The sequence below is a fragment of the Prosthecobacter sp. SYSU 5D2 genome (genome assembly GCF_039655865.1).
Lineage (GTDB): Bacteria > Verrucomicrobiota > Verrucomicrobiia > Verrucomicrobiales > Verrucomicrobiaceae > Prosthecobacter.
In genome coordinates, this window is sequence record NZ_JBBYXL010000016.1 from 63,558 (window position 1) to 86,908 (window position 23,351).

At 59.3% G+C, this 23,351-nt stretch carries 27 protein-coding genes and 1 tRNA gene; 16 read left to right on the plus strand and 12 right to left on the minus strand.

Translation table 11 applies throughout. The features are described 5' to 3' along the window. Positions 1-84: 84 nt before the first annotated feature. From WJU23_RS22455 to WJU23_RS22465, 3 genes are read right to left on the minus strand one after another with little or no spacing between them, the layout of a single operon-like run. The gene (locus WJU23_RS22455; protein ID WP_346334879.1) at positions 85-1,032 is read right to left on the minus strand and encodes an ADP-ribosylglycohydrolase family protein; all 948 of its coding nucleotides are present in this window, start codon (positions 1,030-1,032) and stop codon (positions 85-87) included. Continuing rightward, positions 1,029-1,580, minus strand: a complete 552-nt coding sequence (locus WJU23_RS22460; protein ID WP_346334880.1) for a hypothetical protein — start codon at positions 1,578-1,580, stop codon at positions 1,029-1,031. Before WJU23_RS22460 ends, WJU23_RS22455 begins: the two co-directional genes overlap by 4 nt. After that, positions 1,577-2,266: an NUDIX domain-containing protein gene (locus WJU23_RS22465; RefSeq protein WP_346334881.1), complete on the minus strand. Its 690-nt coding sequence runs from the start codon at positions 2,264-2,266 to the stop codon at positions 1,577-1,579. Before WJU23_RS22465 ends, WJU23_RS22460 begins: the two co-directional genes overlap by 4 nt. 268 nt (positions 2,267-2,534) lie before the next feature. Between WJU23_RS22465 and WJU23_RS22470 the strand changes: the two genes are divergently transcribed. The 13 genes from WJU23_RS22470 (at position 2,535) to WJU23_RS22530 (ending at position 13,909) form a co-directional block, all read left to right on the plus strand. Continuing rightward, a complete protein-coding gene (locus WJU23_RS22470; RefSeq protein ID WP_346334882.1) occupies positions 2,535-2,708 on the plus strand; it encodes a hypothetical protein in 174 nt (57 codons plus the stop codon). Between the two features lie 87 nt (positions 2,709-2,795). After that, positions 2,796-3,050 carry a GlsB/YeaQ/YmgE family stress response membrane protein gene (locus WJU23_RS22475; RefSeq protein WP_346334883.1) on the plus strand — a complete coding sequence of 85 codons (255 nt, stop codon included), beginning with the start codon at positions 2,796-2,798 and terminating at the stop codon, positions 3,048-3,050. Between the two features lie 57 nt (positions 3,051-3,107). Next, the gene (locus WJU23_RS22480) at positions 3,108-4,931 is read left to right on the plus strand and encodes an alpha-amylase family glycosyl hydrolase (protein ID WP_346334884.1); all 1,824 of its coding nucleotides are present in this window, start codon (positions 3,108-3,110) and stop codon (positions 4,929-4,931) included. 154 nt (positions 4,932-5,085) lie between these two features. Continuing rightward, a complete protein-coding gene (locus tag WJU23_RS22485; protein WP_346334885.1) occupies positions 5,086-6,744 on the plus strand; it encodes a HAMP domain-containing sensor histidine kinase in 1,659 nt (552 codons plus the stop codon). Then, complete coding sequence (locus tag WJU23_RS22490) at positions 6,741-7,424, plus strand: response regulator transcription factor (protein ID WP_346334886.1); 684 nt, start codon at positions 6,741-6,743, stop codon at positions 7,422-7,424. The genes WJU23_RS22485 and WJU23_RS22490 overlap by 4 nt, the downstream gene beginning before the upstream one ends. A 241-nt stretch (positions 7,425-7,665) precedes the next feature. Then, positions 7,666-8,253, plus strand: a complete 588-nt coding sequence (locus WJU23_RS22495; RefSeq protein ID WP_346334887.1) for a TetR/AcrR family transcriptional regulator — start codon at positions 7,666-7,668, stop codon at positions 8,251-8,253. A gap of 61 nt (positions 8,254-8,314) precedes the next feature. Further along, entirely contained in the window at positions 8,315-8,632 is a 318-nt protein-coding gene (gene trxA, locus WJU23_RS22500; RefSeq protein ID WP_346334888.1) for a thioredoxin, read from the plus strand. 30 nt (positions 8,633-8,662) lie between these two features. After that, complete coding sequence (locus tag WJU23_RS22505) at positions 8,663-9,100, plus strand: DUF5069 domain-containing protein (protein ID WP_346334889.1); 438 nt, start codon at positions 8,663-8,665, stop codon at positions 9,098-9,100. A 27-nt stretch (positions 9,101-9,127) separates the two neighbouring features. Continuing rightward, complete coding sequence (locus WJU23_RS22510) at positions 9,128-10,150, plus strand: NAD(P)-dependent alcohol dehydrogenase (protein WP_346334890.1); 1,023 nt, start codon at positions 9,128-9,130, stop codon at positions 10,148-10,150. Positions 10,151-10,458: 308 nt separating this feature from the next. Continuing rightward, complete coding sequence (locus WJU23_RS22515; RefSeq protein ID WP_346334891.1) at positions 10,459-11,541, plus strand: alkene reductase; 1,083 nt, start codon at positions 10,459-10,461, stop codon at positions 11,539-11,541. Then, positions 11,541-12,779, plus strand: coding sequence for an MFS transporter (locus tag WJU23_RS22520; RefSeq protein WP_346334892.1), 1,239 nt, complete (start codon positions 11,541-11,543; stop codon positions 12,777-12,779). Before WJU23_RS22515 ends, WJU23_RS22520 begins: the two co-directional genes overlap by 1 nt. Continuing rightward, on the plus strand, positions 12,776-13,177 hold the full coding sequence (locus WJU23_RS22525; RefSeq protein ID WP_346334893.1) for a nuclear transport factor 2 family protein: 402 nt from the start codon (positions 12,776-12,778) through the stop codon (positions 13,175-13,177). The genes WJU23_RS22520 and WJU23_RS22525 overlap by 4 nt, the downstream gene beginning before the upstream one ends. 54 nt (positions 13,178-13,231) lie before the next feature. Next, entirely contained in the window at positions 13,232-13,909 is a 678-nt protein-coding gene (locus tag WJU23_RS22530) for a DUF1080 domain-containing protein (RefSeq protein WP_346334894.1), read from the plus strand. Between the two features lie 373 nt (positions 13,910-14,282). Here the strand turns inward: WJU23_RS22530 and WJU23_RS22535 are convergent. Further along, positions 14,283-14,357, minus strand: a tRNA-Val gene (locus WJU23_RS22535). A gap of 172 nt (positions 14,358-14,529) precedes the next feature. On the opposite strand from WJU23_RS22535, the gene WJU23_RS22540 reads away from it, so the two are divergent. Beyond that, positions 14,530-15,453, plus strand: a complete 924-nt coding sequence (locus WJU23_RS22540; protein ID WP_346334895.1) for a sugar phosphate isomerase/epimerase family protein — start codon at positions 14,530-14,532, stop codon at positions 15,451-15,453. Positions 15,454-15,639: 186 nt separating this feature from the next. After that, on the plus strand, positions 15,640-17,085 hold the full coding sequence (locus WJU23_RS22545) for an MFS transporter (protein WP_346334896.1): 1,446 nt from the start codon (positions 15,640-15,642) through the stop codon (positions 17,083-17,085). A 153-nt stretch (positions 17,086-17,238) separates the two neighbouring features. Here the strand turns inward: WJU23_RS22545 and WJU23_RS22550 are convergent, their stop codons facing one another. The 8 genes from WJU23_RS22550 to WJU23_RS22585 all read right to left on the minus strand — a co-directional run bounded on the left by WJU23_RS22550 (position 17,239) and on the right by WJU23_RS22585 (position 22,569). Beyond that, positions 17,239-17,925, minus strand: a complete 687-nt coding sequence (locus WJU23_RS22550) for a pseudouridine synthase (protein ID WP_346334897.1) — start codon at positions 17,923-17,925, stop codon at positions 17,239-17,241. Positions 17,926-17,959: 34 nt separating this feature from the next. Then, complete coding sequence (locus tag WJU23_RS22555) at positions 17,960-18,346, minus strand: ribonuclease E inhibitor RraB (protein ID WP_346334898.1); 387 nt, start codon at positions 18,344-18,346, stop codon at positions 17,960-17,962. Positions 18,347-18,392: 46 nt separating this feature from the next. Next, complete coding sequence (locus WJU23_RS22560) at positions 18,393-18,719, minus strand: hypothetical protein (RefSeq protein WP_346334899.1); 327 nt, start codon at positions 18,717-18,719, stop codon at positions 18,393-18,395. A 15-nt stretch (positions 18,720-18,734) separates the two neighbouring features. After that, complete coding sequence (panC, locus tag WJU23_RS22565) at positions 18,735-19,580, minus strand: pantoate--beta-alanine ligase (protein ID WP_346334900.1); 846 nt, start codon at positions 19,578-19,580, stop codon at positions 18,735-18,737. Continuing rightward, a complete protein-coding gene (locus WJU23_RS22570; RefSeq protein ID WP_346334901.1) occupies positions 19,577-20,425 on the minus strand; it encodes an ABC transporter permease in 849 nt (282 codons plus the stop codon). Before WJU23_RS22570 ends, panC begins: the two co-directional genes overlap by 4 nt. Beyond that, positions 20,422-21,315: an ABC transporter ATP-binding protein gene (locus WJU23_RS22575; protein ID WP_346334902.1), complete on the minus strand. Its 894-nt coding sequence runs from the start codon at positions 21,313-21,315 to the stop codon at positions 20,422-20,424. The genes WJU23_RS22570 and WJU23_RS22575 overlap by 4 nt, the downstream gene beginning before the upstream one ends. Before the next feature lie 57 nt (positions 21,316-21,372). Further along, entirely contained in the window at positions 21,373-22,029 is a 657-nt protein-coding gene (locus WJU23_RS22580) for a hypothetical protein (RefSeq protein WP_346334903.1), read from the minus strand. A gap of 69 nt (positions 22,030-22,098) precedes the next feature. After that, positions 22,099-22,569: a hypothetical protein gene (locus tag WJU23_RS22585; RefSeq protein ID WP_346334904.1), complete on the minus strand. Its 471-nt coding sequence runs from the start codon at positions 22,567-22,569 to the stop codon at positions 22,099-22,101. Positions 22,570-22,711: 142 nt separating this feature from the next. On the opposite strand from WJU23_RS22585, the gene WJU23_RS22590 reads away from it, so the two are divergent. Continuing rightward, positions 22,712-23,320 carry an FHA domain-containing protein gene (locus WJU23_RS22590; protein WP_346334905.1) on the plus strand — a complete coding sequence of 203 codons (609 nt, stop codon included), beginning with the start codon at positions 22,712-22,714 and terminating at the stop codon, positions 23,318-23,320. Positions 23,321-23,351: the final 31 nt, after the last annotated feature.

The window sequence follows — 23,351 nt, forward strand, 5'->3', positions numbered from 1 at the left end:
AGGCTGCCCCCACCCCCGCGAAAGAGCCCTGAAAGGGTCGGACACTCCAGATTCCTCGCGGACAAACCTGCGAACCGCCACCATTCATAACGTCTTAAAAAGCGAGTTAAACCTTTCGAAAAGGCCTCTGAGATCACCTTGCCTTGGCAAGACCTCCAACCATTCCTGCGGGATCGCCTCCAGTCCGTAATAGATCCCCGCCAGTCCTCCGGCCACGCAGCCCGTCGTGTCTGTATCATCGCCCAGGTTCACAGCCTTGAGCACGCATTCGGCGAATGAACTGGTGGTCAGAAGGCACCACAGGGAGGCGGTGAGGGTATCCAGGACATACCCTCCGGAGCCGATCTGAGATTCGGCAATGTCCTGAAGAGAAGGCTGCATCAGCACGCTGAAGTGGCCAAACTCGCCTGCTTTTTCAAATATCCCGGCGAAACAGGATTGCGCCTGCATCAGCGCGGTTTCTGGTCTGAGACCTTCAGTGATGGCACGCACCATCAGCCCATAAAACACACAGGCCATTTGTGACCGCAGATGACCATGCGTGATGGCCGAGGCCTGGTGAATCCGCTTCCAGAACGTTTCTTCATCCTCCTTGAGCGCGGCTAGCACCACCGGCAGAATGCGCATGAGCGATCCATTGCCATTGCTGAATTCATCCCGGCCACCAGCCTGTTCAGCCGGAATTCCGCTACGGATGCGATTCAGAGCACTGCGTGTCGCAATGCCGATGTCGAAGATCGTACCATGCGCGGTCCACAGTCCCCCTTCATACCAGCGCACAAAACGCTCCCCCATGTCCTGGGTATCAAATCCCGCTTCTACCAGGCTTTCAGCCGAGCACAGCAGCAAGGCCCCATCATCGGACCATGTGCCCGCTGGTTGGCCATGGGTGCCGTAGTCCCGCATGCCGGTGACCGGATCTGCCAGGCGATCATTGCGTGGTTTAAACTCCACCGGTACCCCCAACGCATCGCCGACGAGCGAGCCATACAATCCACCGAGAAAACGTTGTTGTTGGTTAGGCCGGTTCATTGGTTCGCCTTCCAGTTTTGCACAAAGGTGCGTTGTTGTGCTGTTTCAGGAATGACCGGAAAATGAATGCGGGCGTGAGCGGTGAGCTGGATCAGTTTGCCCAAAGGATCCGTCTCACCATGCCGGGCCAGCCAGCAGCCGATGACGGTGCCCGTTCGGCCCTTGCCGCCCCAGCAGTGAACATAGGCCGCGCGGTCCTCGGCCATGACTTCATCCAGGAGGTCCAGGGTGGTGACCATGTCGGCGACGCGGGGAATGCCCAGATCGCGAGTCGGGCTTCGATCCCACGTCACCGGCTCTCCACGGATAGCACCCAGATCAAACCATTCGGGGGTGTAGTCGGTGAACTTCCTCCGGTTTATGGGATCCGATTCATCCTCCTCCATGAGATTCGTGATGTGCGAGATGCCACAATTGAGCAGCGATTCCAGCTTCGCTTTGGCGACAAAGGGATCCCGGTCCCCAGGAAGAAATCCGGCAAGCAGCTTGCCTGGGACGACCCAATAACTGCGGGCAAAAGGGAGTTGGGGAAGACGTGGTGGTTTCATAATTCAAAGTGGAATCCCTTCTTCTTCAATTTCTCATACCGCACGGGATCAAAACGGAAGAGTTGGGCGGGGCGGTGGGCGCCTTCGCGGTGGGTTTCATTCAGGGGGAGGAGCAGGCCGAAGCTGAGGACTTTTTTGCGGAAGTTCCGTTTGTCCAAAGGGGTGCCCAATACGGTTTCGTAAAGATGCTGGAGTCGGCTCAGGGTAAACTTGGGCGGCAGCAGCTCAAAGCCGATGGGCTCATAGCGCAACTTGCCGCGCAGGCGCTGGAGAGCAGTGGCCAGGATGTCGGCGTGGTCAAAGGCCAGGGCGGGAACTTTGCTCACAGGAAACCATTGGGCATCTGCCGCATCGGTGGTGGCGTGGGTGCGGTGGTCCGCAGGTTTGGTGAGGGCGTAATAGGCCACGCTGATGACCCGCTCACGTGGATCCCGGTCCACCCGGCTGAAGGTATAGAGCTGTTCCAGAAACACCGTTTCCAATCCCGTCTCTTCCGCCAGCTCCCGTCGTGCGGCTTCATTCAGCGTCTCATCCACATGGACGAAACCGCCCGGCAGCGCCCACTGGCCTTTGAAGGGATCCAGCCCACGCTCAATGAGCAGCACCTTCAGTTCCGTGTCATCGAAGCCGAAGACCACGCAATCCACCGTCAGCGCGGCGCGCGGGTATTCATAAACATGCTTCATGCAGGTATAGTAAGTGTATAAATGACACGATGTAAAGCTAATCTTTTTGGCGCTTTGCAATGAGGCTCATAAACCTGAGTGCAAATAGCCCATCGGGCGTCTTGCCCGCCGTGCATTTCGCACATTTCACCACTTTTTAGATCCCATTACTGACGGACATATCACTGGTTATCAACACTTTACGGGCTCAGTGAATTCCATGGCACGCTCACTGCAATGGAGTCCGGGGTGCGCTAACCGCACTTTCAACCTCAAACGAATAATGCTTATGAAACTGATCCGTATCCTGACTCTCGCTCTCACCGCTTCCGCCCTGACCCTCACCACGGTGAGCTGCCGGGAAAAATCCACTGGCGAAGCCATCGGCGACAAAGTGGATGACGCGCTGGATGCCCGCCCTGCTGAAGGTGTCCGCGATGCCGTGGAAAAAGTGACCGAATAATCCCCCGGAAACCTGGCCGGCTGATGCCCCCGCATCTCCGGCCAGGTGCCATCCCTTTCTGACCAAACCTCAAAGACTCCACACACTATGGGCATTCTCTCCTGGATCATTCTTGGCCTCCTTGCCGGCGGCATCGCCAAATTTCTCATGCCGGGCAAGGACCCTGGCGGCTGTCTGATCACCATGCTGCTCGGCATCGTTGGTGCTTCAGTCGGCGGCTGGATCGGCACCACACTTGGCTTTGGTTCCGTGCAGCAGTTTGACATGCGCAGCCTCGGCATCGCCATCCTGGGATCTCTCGTCATCCTCCTCATTTACCGCATGATCGCGGGCCGCCGCTAAAAGCTGCCGCCAGCATCAGGACGCCGCCCCCCAACTGCCCTTTAAACTGATCCTTATATGAGTGATCGCAAATCTGCTGTGCAAAAAATCAACGTCGTCCCCGGTATGGGCTGCATGGTGCAGCCCCAGGGCACGGCCTTCCGTGTCTGGGCACCCCATGCGGACAGTGTTTCTGTCGTGGGAAGCTTTAATAAATGGGATCCCAAAGCCTGCCCCATGACCCAGGAGGACGGCGGCACCTGGTATGCGCTTGTGCCAGAGGCGGAGGAAGGCCAGGCCTACCTCTACCACATTCGTAACGGGGACAATGAATTCACTCGGCCGGACCCCCGTGCCCGGCTGATGGAAAACTCCATCGGTAACTCCCTCATCTGGAAGCCGAAGCCGGAAGCTGCCGGGGAAAAATTCACGGCTCCGCTCATGAATGAGATGGTCATCTATGAGATGCACATCGGCTCCTTTCACGTGCCCGAAGGTGCCGCCCATGGGACCTTTGCCACTGCGATTGAAAAGCTGGAATATTTAAAAGAGCTGGGCATCAATGCCATTGAGGTCATGCCTGTGGCCGAATTCGCCGGGGACATGTCCTGGGGTTATAACCCCGCCTGCCCGTATGCGGTGGAATCCGCCTATGGCGGACCGGAAGGGCTGCTGGCCTTTGTAAAAGCCGCGCACGAGCATGGCATCGCCGTCATCATGGATGTGGTTTATAACCACTTTGGCCCTTCCGATCTCGGCCTCTGGCAGTTTGACGGCTGGTCAGAGAATGACAAAGGCGGCATCTATTTTTACAATGACCACCGCTCCAATACCCCCTGGGGCGATACCCGCCCGGACTATGGCCGAGGGGAAGTGCGCACCTACATCCGCGACAATGCCCTCATGTGGCTGGAGGAATACGGCGTGGACGGCCTGCGCTGGGACATGACCGTTTACATCCGCAGCTGCCAGGGGAATCCAGGCCATCCGGACGATGACCTCATGGAAGGCTGGGGCCTCATGCAGTGGGTCAATGAAGAGATTCATGCGAAGTATCCGGAGGCCATCACCATCGCCGAGGACCTTCGCGACAGTGAATGGTTGGTGAAGGGCACAGGGGCCGGTGGCGCAGGTTTTCGCACCCAGTGGAATGCCGCGTTTGTGCATCCCGTGCGCGATGTCATGATTCAAACAGAGGACCAGCACCGCCGCCTGGAGGCCCTCCAGTCAGCCCTGACCTGCTGCTTTGATGGAGATGTCTTCAAACGCGTCATCTATAGCGAATCCCATGACGAAGTGGCCAATGGCAAAGCCCGGCTGCCGTCTGAAATCGTGCCTGATGATGCCGGTGCCAAGCCTGCCCGCCAGCGTGCGAACTTGGCCGCTGTGCTGGTTTATACCGCCCCCGGCATCCCGATGATCTTCCAGGGACAGGAATTCCTGACGGATGAATGGTTCCGGGATGATGTGCCACTGGACTGGTCCCGCACGGAGACGTATGCAGGCGTGCTGCAGATCTACCGTGACCTGGCCCGCATCCGCACCAACAAGGATGGCTGGTCGGCCGGCCTCATGGGCCAGCATATAGTGGTGCACCACGTCGAGCATGAGTGCAAAGTCATCGCCTTCCGCCGCTGGCGCGAAGGCGGGGCAGGGGACGACGTCATCGTGGCATTGAACCTGGGCCATCAGGCTGCCAATGACATCCGTATTGGCGTTCCTGCCCCCGGGCTCTGGCGGGTGCGCTTTCACAGCGATGCCCAGGTCTATGGGGGCGACCTGGGCGACCATCCCTGCGTGGACACCGAGGCGGAAGAGGCCGTATGGGACGAGCAGCCTTACAGCATCCAGCTTTCTCTTGGCAGCTATGCCGCGGCCATCCTTTCCCAGGATGCCGGTTAAACTCGCCTCATCGCCCTGCTTGTCAGACTAACGATCTTTGTGAAAACCCCAGGCGGCCCCTGGGGTTTTCTCTTTTGATTCTCAGACACGCGAACATTATCTGCATAAAGCCGCTATCATGGCATCGGCATGGCCTTATCGTAATACAAAGTTCATGCCGCAACGCCGCACCAACCTGCTGCTCATCCTGCTCGTCGTCACGCCCCTGGCTTTGCTGACGTGGCTGGGCACCTACCTCATCCGGGACGCTGCACGCAGCACAGACTCCGCCATGCAGGCTGTGCTGGCGGAGCGGCTTGTGGCAGCAGATCATCAGCTTGTGGATGACCTGCGGCGCTTTACCGACCACCTTGACCAGGTCGGTGATGACCCCGGCGATCCGGCACGCAGCATTGCCGGCAGTCTGGGCAGCCATCGCTGGGTCATTGAGACCTGGACCATCTCTCCAGAGGGCCAGGTGGATCCCGTTATGGAACAGGGAGATCATTCCCACAGCCATGGAGCAGAGGCCAGCACCCGCTCCCGCATACTCCACGGATTGCTCGGCCAGTCCCGGTTGAGTTTCGTGGAGTTCACAGATCCGTTCATCCCTGTCACTGAACGATCGAGCAGGCAGGAGCCGGATCTCAGCCGTCAGTCCATGTGGCTGACCTTCATGAGAACGGACAGTTATGAAACCAGGGGGCTGGTTCCACAAAAGCCCCCGGCCACTTTCCCGTCAGGCTGGCATGTCACGGATGGCGACTTCATTTACTGGCGTAAAACGGACCTCAACGAAATTGTCTGTGCTCGCATGGATAGCGGGCCTATGCGAAAAGCTCTGTATGACCGTCTGGCTCCTCCCGGCCAGCAGAACTATCCGGGCAGGCTCATCTTGATGACCCATAGCGGCATCCCTCTCCATACCTCCGGCCGCAGGCTGCCGGGTTCTGAATCCGGCCCTGCGGCCTTCAAGCAATGCTCAGCCCCCTTTAACCAGTGGGTGCTGGCCTATTCACCGGCGGCCATGGAATTCCCAAAACCCTATTTATTTCCCATTTTGTTAGGCGTTGGCTCTGGCTGCCTGCTGGTGCTGGCGCTGGCGTGGACCTTCTTTCGTGAAAATGCCCGTGAGCTGCGCCTGGCCCAGCAGCGGGTCAGCTTTGTCAACCAGATCTCGCATGAGCTGAAGACGCCACTGACCAACATCCAGCTTTACACGGAGATGGCCGCCCACCGCATCGAAGGCAGCGGGGACATGATCGCCCAGCGACATCTGCGCGTCGTGGAGACAGAGACCGCGCGGCTGAACCGGCTGATCCAAAATGTCCTCAACTACGCACGCCAGCAGCGGGACAAGCTCAGCGTGCAGCCCCGGCCCATTGTGCTGGATGAAGTGGTGGGCCGCGCCGTGGGCAACTGGCGGGCACTCCTGGAAAACAAAGGATTCAAAGTCCATCTGGCCTTGAAAGGCCCCGCTTCCATGAAAGCGGATGCAGATGCACTGGAGCAAATCCTCAGCAATCTCCTGTCCAACGTGGACAAATACGCAGCTCATGGCAAATGGGTCTCCATCACCACAGAATCCGCCGGCAGCTCCGCACGGGTCATCGTGGAAGATCGCGGCCCCGGCATTCCTTCCGGCAAACGCCGCATGGTTTTTGAACCCTTCGAGCGTCTGCGCTCCGACCTGAACGAAGGCGTCAGCGGCACCGGCATCGGTCTCACCATCTCCCGCGAGCTTGCCGATTTGCACGGTGGCTCACTGGAGGTTTGCAGCTTGCATAAAGATGGGGCTAAATTCATCCTGACCCTGCCGATTCATCCTTTATGAAAATCCTCATCGCCGAAGACGACGACCATACCCGCGAAGCTCTCCGCGAGGTCCTCAGCATGGAAGGCTATGAGCTCATCACCGCCAGCGATGGTCTGCAGGCCGTGGATTTCTTCCGTACCACCCGGCCGGATTTTGTTTGCCTGGATGTCATGATGCCCGGCCAGAACGGCTACGAGGTCTGCAAACAGATCCGCAAGATGGATGAAAACGTCCCCATCCTCTTCCTCACCGCCAAGGCAGAGGAGATCGACACCGTCCTGGGCCTCGAACTGGGCGCAGATGACTACATGACCAAGCCCTTTGGCGTGAAGGAGATCATCGCCCGCATCCGCGCCATCCTGCGCCGCACCGCCTCCCGTGCGGGGGCTGCCCCGCAGGAGGAGGATTTCATCATGGACGACTTGCGCATCGTCTCAGCAGAGCTGCGCGCCTACCGCGATGGAACGGAGATCCAGCTCAGCCCGCGTGATGTAAAGGTGCTGAACCTGCTTTATCAGCGCCGGGGGAAGGTGGTGGACCGCAACACCATGGCCGATGAGGTCTGGGGTGTGGACTACTTTCCAGAGAGCCGGGCGCTGGACCAGCACATCTCCCAGTTGCGCAAGCGCGTCGAAAAAGACCCGGCCAACCCGCGCATCATCCGCACCGTCCATGGTGCCGGTTACCGCTTTGAATAATGGTGGGCCTGCGCGTTCCATGAACCCTGTAGGGTCTCATGGAAGGAGGTCACACAGAAGGATTCCGCGAGATGGCTTGATGCCTCGGCTTCCGGGCTGGCTGGGGCTTCTTCATGCCTCTCTTTCACCACTCGAGGTCCATCCAACTGCGGTGTCCTTTTCTTTGAGGCTCTGTAGCATGCACCCGATGTTTCCAATAAATCTTGACAGATTAGACCGATTAGTCTAGTCTGTGTTTGTCATGAATGATCGGACTACTAAAGAACGCATCCTCGACGCAGCTGAAGGGCTGATGCTCGAGAAGAGCTTTCATTCCGTGGGTCTGAATGAAATCCTCAAGGCCGTGAAGGTGCCCAAGGGCTCCTTTTACCACCACTTTGAATCCAAAGAACAGTTCGGCGTGGAGATGTTGCGGCATTATGTGGCGGAATCCACCGCCTACAAGATCCGGCTGCTTCTGCCCCCCAATCCGGAGCCAGACCCTCTGCTCCGCCTGCTGACTTATTTCGAGTCCAACATCGCCAAAGCCACGGAATCCCAGGGTAAATGCCCCTGTTTGGTCATCAAACTGGCCTCCGAGGTAGGAACTTTTAGCGAACCCATGCGCCAGGTCCTGGCGGAAGGAACCCGCGAATGGACCGGTGTTTTCGAGCGCTTGCTCAGTGAAGGATTGGAAAAAGGTAGCATCGCTCCCCACATCCGCCCCGCCCTGATGGCACCTGTCATCCTGGATTTGTGGACCGGGGCCATGCAGCGCGCCTCCACCACCCGCAGTGTCACTCCTCTGCGGGAAGCCATCGCCTTTTTGAGGTCAGTTCTCATGCCCTGATTTTTCAACAAATCATTAAACCGACTGGTCTAATATATTCGTAAACTTCAACACAACACCTATGAAACCTCAAGCACTCACCAACGAAACATTTGATGCCGCCATCAGCAACAACTCCGGTCAGCCCGTCCTTGTGGACTTCTGGGCCGAGTGGTGCGGCCCTTGCCGTATGCTGGCCCCCATCCTGGACCAGCTTGCCGGGGAGCAGGAAGGCAGCGCCACCATCGCCAAGGTGGACATTGATGCCCATCCAGAGCTGGCCGCGCGCTTCGGCATCCGCGCCATCCCCACGCTCATCGTCTTTAAAGATGGCAAGCCGGTCAACACCATCACTGGTGTGAAGAGCAAGGCTTTCCTTGAAGCCGCCCTGGCCGCCTGATGCGATCCTGAAGGAACTTAATTCCCCCATATGGATCTCACCCAGCGTCCTCCCCGCAGCCCACGTGTTCGCCTTGGCGGATACGTGTTGCTGCCTCGCGTACTCGACAAATGCCGCGCGGAAATCGCCGCCACCTCGGGCGACTATCATTACAACTGCCCCATGGACCGCCGCTTTTTTGAGTTTGCAGGCCTCGACCACGAAGCCTTAAAAACCGAAGTGGCCAAAGGCGGCGGAGATAGCGAAGTGCTCGCCTGGGTGCTGGCCAACCGAAAGAACCAGCATAGCGACTGGGAGATCGCCCAGTGGAGCGCCCACCGCGAAGCAGCCGCCCCTTCCGACAACGAAAGCCGCGACTTCATCAACCAGATGGTCGCCCAGGCCGGCGGTGCCACCCGTGAAGACATCGCCACCATCTTTGATTACCTGGATCTCGACGATCATGTCACCTTCGGTGGCAAAGCCTAGTTTTCATCAACCTCAAACATCTCCCACATGAGCACTCCCATCCGCGCCCTCGCCGCCCTTGGGGCCAAACAGGCCCTGCAATCCTTTGAATACACCCCCGGCCCTCTCGGTGACGAGCAGGTCGAGATCGCCGTAGAATCCTGCGGCATCTGCCATAGTGACCTTTCGATGCTCGACAACGATTGGGGCATCTCCAACTATCCCTTTGTGCCCGGCCATGAGATTGTGGGAAAAGTCGTGGAACTGGGACCGCATACCAAGCGCTTGAAAGTGGGTGACCGCGTCGGCCTCGGATGGAATTCCGGCAGTTGTGGTGCCTGCGCCCAATGCCTCTCCGGCAATCAAAACCTCTGCCCCTCGGCCGAGGGCACCATCGTCGGCCGCCATGGCGGCTTTGCCACCCGTGTACGTGCACACTGGACCTGGCTGAATCCACTTCCCGAAACGCTGGATGCCAGCAAAGCCGGGCCGCTTTTCTGTGGCGGCATTACCGTTTTTAACCCCATCATCCAGTGCGGCGTCCTGCCCACAGACCGTGTCGGTGTCATCGGCATTGGCGGCCTGGGCCACCTGGCGCTGAAGTTCCTCCGCTCCTGGGGTTGCGAGGTCGTCGCCTTCACCAGCAGCGAGGCCAAACGCGAAGAAGCCCTGCAGCTCGGTGCCCACCGCACCCTGAACTCCCGCGACAAAGGTGACCTCAAAAACGCCGCCAGCAGCTTCGACTTCATCCTGAATACGACCAACGTCGCGCTCGACTGGAACACCTACATCGCCGCCCTCAAGCCCAAAGGCCGCCTGCACACCGTCGGTGCTGTTTTGCAGCCCCTGGACCTCGCCGCCTTCCCCATGATCTCCGGCCAGAAGTCCGTCTCCGGTTCCCCCCTCGGCAGCCCCGCCACCGTGGACACCATGCTGGAATTCTGCGCCCGCCACAGCATCGCCCCCACCATCGAGACCTTCCCCATGTCCCGCGCCAACGAGGCCCTGGACCACCTGCGCTCCGGCAAAGCCCGGTATCGCATCGTGCTGGAGAATGATCTGGCGGATTAAACGGCCCGCGTCGCTTAAAAATGACTGTCCAAAGTTTCCCTTATGCGGCCTGCCATTCGCTCTTCATTTCATGTCCTGAAGGCCCTTCGCTGCTCCACTCTCCCGTTGCAAACTTGTCCAGCAACTGGCGGCGACGAGAGAGCATCAGGCTGGACGTGAGGAACTTGGTAGGGCCGCCCCACGGCGTTTTTCACCGGAAAGGCGCATCATGTCGCGCATGTCCTCTTTGGAGATTTCGACGGTCACTTTCATTGAATTAAAATAGCCTCACCTCCTCGAAACGCAAAACTGAAATAGCATCCTATATCATGTCCTCCCCTGCCCTCTTCACTCCTCTCACCCTCGGCGGCATTGAACTGCCTAACCGCATCTTGATGGCCCCGCTCACCCGTTGTCGGGCGGATGCTGACCATGTCCCCACGGATCTGATGGTGGAATACTACACCCAGCGCGCCAGCGCCGGCCTCATCATCGCGGAGGCCACGATGGTCATGGAAGGAAACTCCGCCTTTGCGGGTCGTGAACCAGGCATCTATTCCGACGCTCAAATTGTCGCCTGGAGAAAGGTTACCGATGCCGTCCATGCCCAAGGCGGGCGCATCTTCCTCCAGCTCTGGCACGGGGGCCGCGCCTGCCATCCGTACTTTAATGATGGGGCCACCCCGGTCTCCGCCAGCCCCCTTCCCATCACCAACGACGAGGCCCACACACCCGAAGGCAAGAAGCCCTATGCCACCCCGCGTGAACTGGCCGATGACGAGCTGCCCGCCATTGTGGAAGGCTTTCGCAAAGCCGCTCTCAATGCCAAAGTGGCAGGCTTTGACGGTGTGGAAATCCACGGAGCCAACGGATATCTGCTGGACCAGTTTCTCCGCGATGGCAGCAACAAACGCGGCGGCGAATACGGCGGCCCGGTCGAAAGCCGTGCACGACTTTTGCTGGAGGTGGTAGATGCCGCCATCAGCGTCTGGGGCATCGGATTGGTTGGCGTGCGCCTCTCTCCGCTGAACAGTTACAATTCCATGGAGGACAGTGATCCCGCTGGCCTAACCGCTTATGTCGCCACGCAGCTTCAGCAGCGCGGCATTGCTTATCTGCATCTCATGCGCGCCGATTTTTTCGGCGTCCAGCAGGGGGACATGGTCAGCATCGCCCGCGACTGTTTTAAAGGTTCGCTGATTGGCAACATGGGCTACACTCCCGAAGAGGCGGAACAGGCCGTGGCAGAGGGCATCCTCGATGGTGTGGCTTTTGGCCATCATTACATCAGCAACCCGGATCTGGTTGAGCGCATCCAGGCAGGTGTGACTTTGGTGGAGCCTGATGCCAGCACCTTTTACACCCAGGAAGCCAGGGGTTATACCGACTATCCACCCCTGGCTGCGGCGTGATGTCCACCACACGCCCGCCCATCTCTGAAAAAGCGCTGCTGATCCTCCTGGCCACGGTGCAGTTCGCCCACATCATGGATTTCATGGTCATGATGCCGCTGGGTCCGCAGCTCATGCGTGAGCTGGACATCGGCCCGGAAAGGTTCAGCGGAATGGTGGCCGCTTATACCTTTGCCGCCGGTCTTGTCGGTCTGCTGGCGGCACCGTTTATGGACCGCTTTGACCGGCGCAAGCTGCTGCTTTTTTGCTTTGCCGGATTCATCCTTGGCACTCTGGCATGTGGTCTTGCCCATACGGCGGATGCGCTCACCCAGGCTCGCATTGTCTGCGGAGCCTTTGGCGGTGTATCAGGCGCGCTTATCATGGCTATCGTCAGCGATGTCGTGCCGCCCGTAAGACGAGCAGCCGGCATGGGCATCATCATGACCGCTTTCTCTGCGGCAGCGGCTTTGGGCGTGCCGTTGGGGCTTTATCTGGCGCAGCGCTTCACCTGGGAGACACCCTTCTTCGTCATCGTCGGCATTGGCGTGGTCACCTGGATCGCACTCTGGTATTACCTGCCGCCCGTGCGCGATCATTTAAATACCAGTGCAGCTCTACGTGGCGAGGCCTTCTGGGCGCTCCTGCGCAATGCCAATGCCGGCTGGGCGCTCCTGTTCATGTTCATGCTCGTCATGGGTCACATGATCATGATCCCACTGTTGTCCCCATACCTGGTGCATAACCTGGGCCTGCCTGAAGAAAGCCTCTCCTTCGTGTATCTCATCGGCGGTGTGCTGACCATTTTCACTTCTCCATGGGTTGGCCGTCTGGCGGACCGTCTGGGCCGCATCCAGGTGCTCGGCATCATGATCATCGTCGCTGCCGCCGTGGTGCTCACCATCACAAACGCACCCCGTCTGCCCATCGCTGCCATCCTTACCCTCAGCGGCCTGTTTTTTATCTTTGCCAGCGGCCGTTTCGTACCGGCACAGGCCATCGGATCACTCGCCGTGCCTCCTTCACAGCGTGGGGCATTTATGAGCCTCAATTCTTGCGTGCGTGACCTCGGGGCCGGCGTCGCCGCCAGTCTGGCCGGTTATATCGTCACCACTGGGCCCTCAGGTGAAATGGTCAACTTTCATCACATCGGCTACCTGGCCGTAGGCGCTTCCGCGCTCAGCTACTTAATCGGCACTCGCGTGCGCACCCAGGACATCACCCCGCCTGTGGCGGTTCCTCTTGCCTCAAACCCATGACTCCCCTCGAAACCATCCGTGAGCTCTACCGCGCCATGCGTGAAAAGGACGACAGCGCCGTCTTCGCCATCTGCACACCGGACATCGTCTGGCAGCAAAGCGCCGGATTTCCCGGCGGATCCACCTGGCATGGCCCGGCCGCAGTCATTGAAAACGTCTTTCGCGCCAATGCCCGCCGCTGGACCGGCTTCGCTTTCACCCAAGAGGAGATGATGGCCGCCGGCGACCGCGTCATCGTCCTCGGCCATTACTCCGGCACCGTTCCCGCCACGGGAAAGGCCATGCGCACCGCCGTCGCCCATGTTTATGATCTCACCGACGGCAAGGTCTCCCGCTTCCGCATGTATGCGGATACCCATCCCATGTGGCAGGCGATGACAGCAGATGCCGATGCCTGAGATGAGATATTCCGCCAGATGTCCCCGGCAGGCAGCGTTCATGATCTCCCTATCATGAAATCCAGCCTGTTACTTCCCCTCGCCCTTTTTTCCCTGCTCACCGCCGCCCGCGCTGACGACGCCTTCGTGCCCCTCTTCGACGGCAAAACCCTCACCGGCTGGGAGCAGCACAGCGGCACCGCCGAATACCGGGTGGAAAATGAAGCCATCGTCGGCAAGACCGTCCCCAATACCGGCAACTCCTTCCTCTGCACCGCCAAAAAATATGGCGACTTCATCCTGGAACTCGAATTCAAAGTGGACCTCTCCATGAACTCCGGCATCCAGTTCCGCAGCAACTTCTACGATAAGGACACCGAGATCGAAGTCGCCGGCAAAATGAAAAAGATCCCTGCCGACCGCGTCCACGGTTACCAGTTTGAGATTGACCCCAGTCCCCGTGCTTTCACCGGTGGCGTCTATGACGAAGGCCGCCGCGGCTGGCTCTTCGACCTCAAGGAAAACGAAGCCGCCCGCAAAGCCTTCAAACAGGGCGACTGGAACAAAGCCCGCATCGAGTGCAAAGGCGACAGCATCAAGACCTTCATCAACGGCGTCCCTGCCGCCGACTTCAAAGACGCCATGACAAAGGAGGGCGTCATTGCCCTCCAGGTCCACGGCGTCGGCAAAAAGACCGAAGCCATCGGCAAAGAAGTCATGTGGCGTAACATCCGCATCCAGGAGCTGAAGTAAGATCCGGCGAGACGGCTTTCTGCCTGCAATCGAAGGCCGGTTGATCTCCCGATCCTGCACCTCCTGCGCAGGCCGGGCATCATCTGGCCTTCTTCATTTCGTCGTCCTTGCAGCCAGGAGTGGCCGAATCACTTTCACCCTACCGCCGCCCGCATTTCATCCACATAGCCATTTGCAATCCACTCCCCGGCAGGTCTGATAGAGCTTCCCGGAAGGAGAGGTTTTTAAACCACTAATGCTCAGCAATAGGCACTAATGTTTCAGAAGGAGGGGCATTAATGAATGGTCCCTCATACGGGATTCCGGGCATTCATGTGGGCCACAATTTATGTGTGAATGCCTGCGTGTCTCATCTCCTGTGAATCGAGGGAGATGGTGCGCGGTACAGGATTCGAACCTGTGACCCCCACCATGTCAAGGTGATGCTCTACCACTGAGCTAACTGCGCGTTTGTCGGACGGATTCATTAATGCGTCCCTGGCGGGTGGGCAACTGTTTTTTCAGGGGGTGTTGAAACGGCGACAGGAGAGAGGGGTGGGAGGAACAATTTCTCGCCTCGGGACGGGTTTGTTGTTAATGCTGGGGTTCACCCGCCGTTCAATCCAACCCTTCCTTCTTTTATGATCTCACGCCGTTCCTTTCTGACCACCAGCCTGGGTGCCCTGGGCGCCACTGCTCTCCCCGCCATTGAACCGATCAACCGCGCAGGGAAAAGCCGGATGCAGATCGGCGTGGCGGCGTATAGCTTCCGTGAGAAATTCCAGTGGTCGCGAGGCAAGGAGCAGAAGGCCAAGGACGGCGGGAAGCTCTGGAGCATCCTGGATTTCATTGACTGGTGCGCGGACAACAACGTGCCCGGAGCCGAGGTGACGAGCTATTTCTTCCCGCCGGATGTGGATGAAAAATTTCTCCTGGAGGTGAAGCGCCATGCCTACCTGCGCGGGGTTCAACTGGCCGGGACGGCGGTGGGCAACAACTTTGCCCTGCCCAAGGGGGAGAAACTGGACGCCCAGATCGCCGATGTGAAGCGCTGGATTGACTATGCGGCGATCATGAGTGCGCCGCATATCCGGGTGTTTGCGGGGCCTGTGTCCAAGGAACTGAGCGAGGAGGAGGCCGTGGCCAACTGCCTGGCCGCCTACCAGGAATGCCTGGACTACGCCGGCACCAAGGGCGTCTTCCTGGGCCTGGAAAACCACGGCGGTATCGTCGCAGAGCCGGAAAATCTGATCAAGATGGTGAAAGCAGCCAACAGCCCCTGGGCCGGCATCAACTTCGACAGCGGTAATTTCCACACCGAGGACCCCTATGCGGATCTGGAGAAGATTGCCCCATATTCTGTCAATGTGCAGCTCAAGATGGAAATCAGCCGCAAGGGTGTGCCCAAGGGAGAAGGAGAGCCGAGCGATGTGGACCGCGTGATCAAGATCCTGAAGGATGCCAATTACCAGGGCTGGTTCACCCTCGAATACGAAGTCAAAAACGTGGACCCTCTGGTGGAGGTACCGAAGGTCATCGAGATGCTGAGGCCGAAGCTGGCGTGAGGATGAGCATCTGGGTTATACCTCTGAAAAAATGACAGACCCGTAGCTGAATCAAGCTTATGACCTGAGCGTGCGTATTCATAACCTTCGCGATTCCCACCTGCGCCGCGCCGAAGCTTCATAAAAACAACTGCAATCAACAGCCAACCATCGCCAGCAACTGCAAACAGCATTCCCCCTCCTCCCATGCCTGCCCCTAAACTGACCTCCACCCAATGGCTGATCTGCTTCATTGCTTCGATCGGGTTCGCTTTCGACATTTACGAACTGCTCATGCTGCCGCTGATTGTGGGGCCGGCTTTGCAGGAGCTGCTGGGTGCGGCGCCTGGAACCCCGGAATTCAACAGCTGGGTGGGCAAGCTGTTTTATATTCCTGCCATTGCTGGGGGCATCTTTGGCCTGCTGGGGGGATACTTGACGGACATTTTGGGCCGGCGGCGCGTGCTGACTTGGAGCATTTTGCTTTATGCCTTCGCAGCCTTTGCGGCGGGGTATTCCACCAGTGTGGAGATGCTGCTGTTTTTCCGCTGCCTGGTATTCATCGGTGTGTGCGTGGAATTTGTGGCGGCGGTGGCTTGGCTGGCGGAACTTTTCCCGGACCCGAAGCAGCGGGAGAAGGTGCTGGGCTATACGCAGGCGTTTTCCTCCATCGGCGGTCTGCTGGTGGCGGTGGCCAACGGACTGTGCGTCAAATACTCGCTGAGCTTTCCGGCCATTCATTTCCCGGATTTCCTGAGCGGAATGTTTGGCGGCGGCACGGTGGCGGATGAGCACGCCGCCTGGCGTTATACGCTGATGTCCGGCCTGATTCCGGCCATCCCGCTCATCGTCATCCGTCCGTTCCTGCCGGAATCCCCGGCCTGGGCGCAGAAGAAGGCGGCGGGCACACTGAGGCGTCCAAGCATCGGCGAGCTGTTCACGCCGGAGCTGCGCCGCACCACGCTGGTGACGACGGCGATGTTTGCCATGGCCTATGGGGCGGCCTTTGGGGCCATCCAGCACATTCCGCGCATCATTCCTGGGCTTCCGGAAGTGAAGGCCGCCGCAGTAGCGGCCTCGGAAGCGGCAGCGACGGAAAATGCGGGTAAACCGGCAGATGTGGTGAAGAAGCTGTCTGTGGTGGCCGGCAAAAAGGCGGAGCAATCCATCGCAGCGAACACCACAAAAATCCAGGAGGTGGGAGGCCTCGTGGGCCGCTTCATTCTGGCAGCACTGGCGGTGATCATCGTGAGCCGGCGCAAGCTGCTTCGGCTCTTTGTGGTGCCGGGGCTGGCGGTGATGCCCATAGTGTTTGCCTACTGTGCCGTGACGGGACTGATCCCGCTGCAGATCGGCATCTTCTTCGCGGGGCTGCTGACAGTGGCACAGTTCAGCTTCTGGGGGAATTACCTGCCGCGTGTGTACCCGATGCACCTGCGCGGCACGGGCGAAAGCTTTGCGGCCAACATTGGCGGGCGCCTCATCGGCACCTCTTTTGCCTGGGTGACGACGACACTGGCGACGACTACAGATCTGGCAGCGGCTCCGGCCAAGCTGGCCTACACGGCGGCGGCGGTGGGCTTTGGGGTTTATTTCATGAGCCTGATCCTGTCGTTCTTCCTGCCTGAGCCAAAGGAAGAGCTGATGGATTGATCCGGCGTACAGTACTCATCACTCCCTGTCCCGCGACTGCGGCGATCCGAGTGATGAGTCTGGAAAGTTTGAATCGCCCACGTTGACGAACTATGGGCGAGGCGCTCGTCTGGAAGCTTGGTTCAGTGAACATCACTCGGAGAGTGATGAATACTATACCGGCAGCTCAAGCATCCGCCACTGGCTGGGGGCCAGATCATCCAGGGTATAGGGTCCAAAGCGGCTGCGGTGGAGTTTTTCCACATGCCAGCCCTGGCTGGCGAACATGCGGCGGACCTGGTGATACCGGCCTTCCATGAGGGTGAGGCGGGCGGTGAGGGGGGCGGTGATTTCGAGCTGGGCGGGGAGGCAGGGCCGGTCCTCGCCACGGAGCATGACGCTGCCGCTGGCGAAGGTGGCGACGAGGGCGGGATCCAGCTCGCGGTCCACGGTGACTTCGTAGATCTTTTCCACTTCGGCCTTGGGGGAGGTGAACTGGTGGACGAGGGGGCCGAGGTCGGTGATGAGGATGAGGCCGCTGGTGTCCTTGTCCAGCCGGCCGATGCTGGTGACGGCGGGCTTGCGGGCCATCCACCGAGGCGGCAGCAGCTCATAGATGGTGGGGCCTTCGCCATCGCTGTGGGTGCAGACGTGGCCTAACGGCTTGTGTAACATGGCGAGCAGGCCGTGGGGGGCCTCCAGCGTTTCTCCATCCAGGGTGATGTCTTCCGGCTCCACCTTGGTGTCGGCTTTTTTCAGAACTTCTCCAGCCCGGCGTACACGACCGGATTTGACAAAATCCGCGACTTCCCGGCGCGAACCGTAGCCGAGGGAGGAGAGCAGTTGATCAAGGCGGGGCACCGGCGCAGGCTAGCGATGCGGAGGGAGGGTGCAATTACTCGCTCTCGTTTTGGATGGGACCGATGTCCATGCCATCGTAGCAGTCCAGGCCTTGCTCATGGGCGAAGAGGTAAAGCTCGTCGTTGCGGGCATCCAGAGTCTGCGGGGTGTGCATCTCCTCCTTCTCCACATGCAGCCACCAGGGGCGGGAGGCTCCGGGGGTTTCTTCATCAAGCTGGTAGATGTTCACAAAGCGGTAGCCTTCTCTAACGAGGATATCCCGTGCCTTCTCCAGGGCGGCGGGCTCATGGTGAGTGAAGAAGTAACCCCAGAGCATGTCGCCAGCCATGTTCCAGTCCGTCTTTTCGACGATGCTGGCGAACATCTTCTGGAGCATTTCGATGGTGATGGTTTTGGGCTGGCGGGGCTGGGGGTCGGACATGGGAGAAAATGAAGGCACCAAGCGGTCTGTTGAAAAGCCGAATGAATCATTTCCCGGAGTTTTTTTCGTCCAGGATTTCGCCGAGTTCATCCACGGAGGCGTTGCCTTGAAAACTGGGGGAGAAGGGATCCAGGCGGTCACTGCGGCGTTTGAGGCCAAGGAAGATGAGGCCGATGGCTGCCGTGAGGCCAGCCCGTGCCCATTGGTAGTTCATCAGGTTTCGGAACTCTGCCGGCTGGGTCACGCGGTCTGCCTTGCTGCTGCTGGCACTGCGGGGGGCCCTCACTTCCACCTGGCCGGAGAGTGATTCCTGAATGCCATCGGCCAAGAAGATCAAGGAAAGCAGAAGGAGACCGTAAGCGAGCCATTTCATAAATGAAGGGTCAGTTTATCTGACCAGTTCAATGTTATCAATGAGCCGCGCTTTGTCGAAGAAAACGGCGAGGGCGATGAGGCCGTTGTTCTGAACCAGGTCCAGGGGCTGGAGGGTGTCGCGGTCCACGATGGAGATGTAGTCTTTGCGGCCGAGGGTGGCTTCATCGGCGAGGTAGTAGTGGATGATCTCCAGAAGGCGGCGGGTGCCGGTAACGCCGGTGAGCCAGGCGTCGCGGGCTTTTAACAAGGCGGCGCGCAGAGCGGGGGCCTGGGCGCGCTCGGCAGGGGTGAGGTAGCGGTTGCGGGAGCTCATGGCCAGGCCATCGGGCTCGCGGACGGTGTCGATGCCGTGGATGTCCACGGGGAAGTCCAGGTCTCGCACCAGACGGCGGATGATGGCGAGCTGCTGGTAGTCTTTTTTGCCAAAGAGGGCATCGTCCGGCTGGACGAAGTTGAAGAGCTTGGCGACGACCGTGCAGACGCCGTCGAAGTGGCCTGGGCGGCTGGCTCCGCAAAGGACGTTGGAGAGGCTGGTTTCATGAATTTGAATGCTGCGGTCGTGGTGATAGACCTCCTTCACGGCGGGAGCGAAGACCATGTCGGCCCCGGCTTCCTGGCAGATGGCCAGGTCGGTTTCCAGGGTGCGGGGATAGCGGTCAAAGTCTTCATTTGGCCCGAACTGGAGCGGATTGACAAAGATGCTGGCGACTACCTGGGCGTCAGGTCCTGCCATTTTGCGCGCCTCGCGGATGAGGGTGGCGTGGCCTTCATGCAGGGCGCCCATGGTGGGGACGAAGTAAACTCTGTCGGCGGCCTTTCTCCAGGCGCGCAGTTCTTTCACAGTCTCGATCAATGTCATGATTTCAGGTCTCTGGATTCGAATACGGCGGCACCCACAATGAAGAGGGAGGCATTCACGGCCGCCAGGGCGGTGTAGTCGCGGATGATGACGGGCCAGGGGATGTCCTGGGACAGGATGCGGGCCCAGCTGATGATGTGCTTGGTGAGCAGGAGGTGGTCATAGCTCTCCATGAAACCGGTTTCCCGCAGGATGCGGTCAATGAGGAAATAGGACAGCGCGGCGATGGTGGCGGCAGCCGGCTTGATGGGAAAGCAGGAGAGGAAAAAGGCAATGCTGCTGACTGTGGTCATGCTGAGTGAGAGAAAGAGGGAGGCCAGGGCAAAGCGTTCCATGCCTTGCCCCCAGTCATAAAATTCCAGAACGCCGACATCCGGAACCATCGCAAAAAATCCGCCGCCCCAGCCTTTGACGGACAGGCCTAACAAAAAGGCTGTCCAGGTGATGAACTGCACCAGGGCGATGGTGTAGCCGATGCAGGTGAGGTACTTGATGAAGAGCAGGCGCACGCGGCTGATGGGGCGCACGAGCAGCATGCGGTAATGGCCGTCTTCATTTTCCTTGGCCACGATGTCACCTGCGACGAGGGCCAGATAAATCGCACCGAGCAGCACGACGGAGAAACCGAGGATGACCTGGGCCAGGGTGAGCGCGGAAAAGTAATGCTCAAAGGACTGCCCCTGGCGGGAGATCATCCGCTCAAAGATGCGCTCCACCCCTTGCAGGCGGAAGACAATCAGCAGTACGATTTCCAGAAGCAGAAAGGCCCCAAAACCGATGTAGGTGCGGCGGCGGGCGAAGAGCTTCAGCAGTTCACCCTGCCACTGGCGGAGGAAGAGGATCATGGAGCAGTGAGGCCGAGGTAAAATTCTTCCAGGGTGGGTTTGTGCGGCTGCCAGGAGTCCACCCGCACACCCGCCTCCACCAGGGTTTTCAGCAGCTCATGGCCGATGAGATGAGGCGGCAGCTCGACGAGATTCGTCACGGGGTCGATCATGGCTCCGGCGCGCGAGATGACGTCTTTGGCCTTGGCGGCATCCCGTGTCTGGAGGTGAAAGACGCCCTGTTTTTTTTCCTGCGAGGGCACGGGACCCTCGTACATTTTTTTACCCTGTTTAAGGATGACGCAGCGATCGCACATCTGCTCCACTTCGACGAGGAGATGGGAGTTCAGCAGAATGGTCATGCCGAACTCTGCACGGAGTTTGAGGATGAACTCGCGGAATTCACGAATGCCTTCGGGGTCGAGTCCATCGGTGGGCTCGTCTAACAACAAGCACTTCGGAAGCGGCATCAGTGCCTGGGCGAGCGCGAGGCGCTGGCGCATGCCGTGGCTGTAGGTCTTGGTTTTGTGATGGGCGCGGTCGGCGAGGTTGACCAACTTCAGGATGCGCCGGGCCTCCTCTTCATCCCACCAGCCGGAAAGGGAGCACAGCACGCGCAGGTTCTGCCAGCCGGTGAGGTATTCATAAAAGTGAGCGGCCTCATAGATGGCGCCGACATGGCTCAGGGCCAGAGAGCGATGCTGCTGGACGGAATGGCCGGCGATGCGCACCTCGCCCTCGTCAGGGCGGACCATGCCGAGGGTGATGCCGAGGATGGTGCTTTTTCCCGCGCCATTGTGGCCCAGCAGCCCCAGGATTTCTCCCTGGCGCATCTCAAAGCTGACGTCATCCAACGCCAGACGGCCATTGGGCCAGCGTTTGATGAGATTGCGAACTTCGAGGAGGGCCATTAGGAATGCTCAGCATGGCGGAGGCGGTGCCACCTCGCCAACAGGAATCTTTACCCCTTAGTGTCCTATGGTGAAGGTCACCCCGCCGACACGCCCCCGGATGCTGCTGCCAAAGTGGTGATGCGATCCATGATAGGGCGGACAGTGCCGAAAGACAGGATACCCGCCCAAACCGAATCCACCAAAGCCGTAGCCCAGGTAGCCGGGGAAACCCCAGGCCCGGTCGCGATAGCCAGCTCCCCGATAATCGCGGCTGTCAAAAACGGCTCCGAGTGCGGGGACTTCCGGAACGATGGACGGATTCGGCGGTGGGGCCTTGGCAGCAGCTTCCAGAGCCGCGCGGGCCAGGATTTCCTCACCGCGCAGGCGTGCCAGCTCGATCTGCTGGGCCATGAGGAGGGCCTCAGTGCGCTGCTCATCCTGCTCGCGGCGGATGGCCGCCAGTTCTTTGCGGCGCAGCTCCTGTTCGTATTGATAAGATGCAGCCTCTTCAGGATCATAACCCAGACGGTTGCGCCATTCCTGGGACAGGTCGGTGAAGAGGACCTTGGCCGCGCCATTGGCGTGAGTGAAGGAGACGCCGTCGGGATGCACCTTGACGATCTTGCACTGCGTGTAGGTTTTTCCCGTGAGGGTGGAGATCCTGGCAATCGGAGCGGCCTGCAATGACGCCGCCGCCAGCAGCGGAAGCAGGAGGAGCGTGAAAGCTTTCATGACAGTCTTGTTAGACGGCTCAGAGCAGCATTCCTTCAAATTTGGCGGCGTCAAGGACCGCAACGAGGGTCATTTGTAACCGGTGATGATGGCGCAGGCGGTGTCTTTCCTTTTGCCCGCTTCTGTCTGATGTACGGTCACGACATAGACGCCCGTCTTTTTCGGCTTGAAGAAAAGCAGGAAACCCCAGCCATCCACCACGGGCTGAATCTCCCCCACCGGCTCGCCTTTGAAATCCAGGACAGAGCCGCTGATGTGGATGCCGGATTTGCGAGGAACTGCGACTCCAATGCAGTAGTCGTTTCCCTTGAAGAGCTGCATTTTAACGGCCTTGCCGATGCCCTTTTCCAGCTCGCCGGTCCAGGCCTCCGCCCGGAAGATGTAGCCGGCTTTTTCCTGGTCCCGGGCCATGGCCTGGGCGGCCGCCTCAGCATCATCCGCAGGCGCGGCAGACAAGGGAAGAAGGATGGAAGTGAAAAGACAGGTCAGCAGTACAAAAGCGGACCGGGACAGGCGGACGGAGAAAAGGGGACGGTTCATGACGGGGGCACGGTAAGGGGGTCAAAAGGCAATCTTTGCGTAACATAGGCATTGCATCAGCAAAAAGCCAAGTTTCTGTGCAACGAGATTGATTTGCCACCCCGGCACTCAGCAAAAAGCTCTGTCCCCAAGACCCCGCATCATGGCCACGCTTATATTTTACCTTGAAGATGGAACCACCCTTAATCATACCCTGGATGAAGGTGCGACGACCATCGGCAGGCATCCTGACAGTGTTGTGGTGCTCGAATTTCCATCCGTCTCAGGGCATCATGCCATCATCGAGCTGGCTGAAAACGCCTGTTATATCACGGACCTGAAATCCAGCAATGGCACGCATGTGAACGGCGTGACGATTGAGGAGGCCCAGCTCAATGATGGGGACCGCATTGGCTTTGGCGATGTGCAGGCGGTGTTTGCCGCCGGAGAGGCGCCGGCGGTGATCCATGTGCCGCCGCCGGTCCTGGATGTCCCTGTGGCCGCTCCCCCGCCGCCACCGGTAGCCAGGGCCGCCCAGCGTCCGCCAGCTCCCAAACGCAGCCCGCAGGTCCGCCGCAGCGGATACCCGGATGAAGGCGGCGGCTGTGGGACCGCCATCGTCGTCATCGGTCTTTTCATTGTGGCTCTCATCGTAGGATTGTATATGCGGCATTACAAGGAAACGGAAGGCGGCAACTTCTTCCAGGATGTGGCGGATAAAATGGGGGCCAAGATTCCCAAGATCAAGATCGAGAAAAAACCTGGCGAGTAATCAGGGGCTGAATTTTGGCCGGGTACGCGGC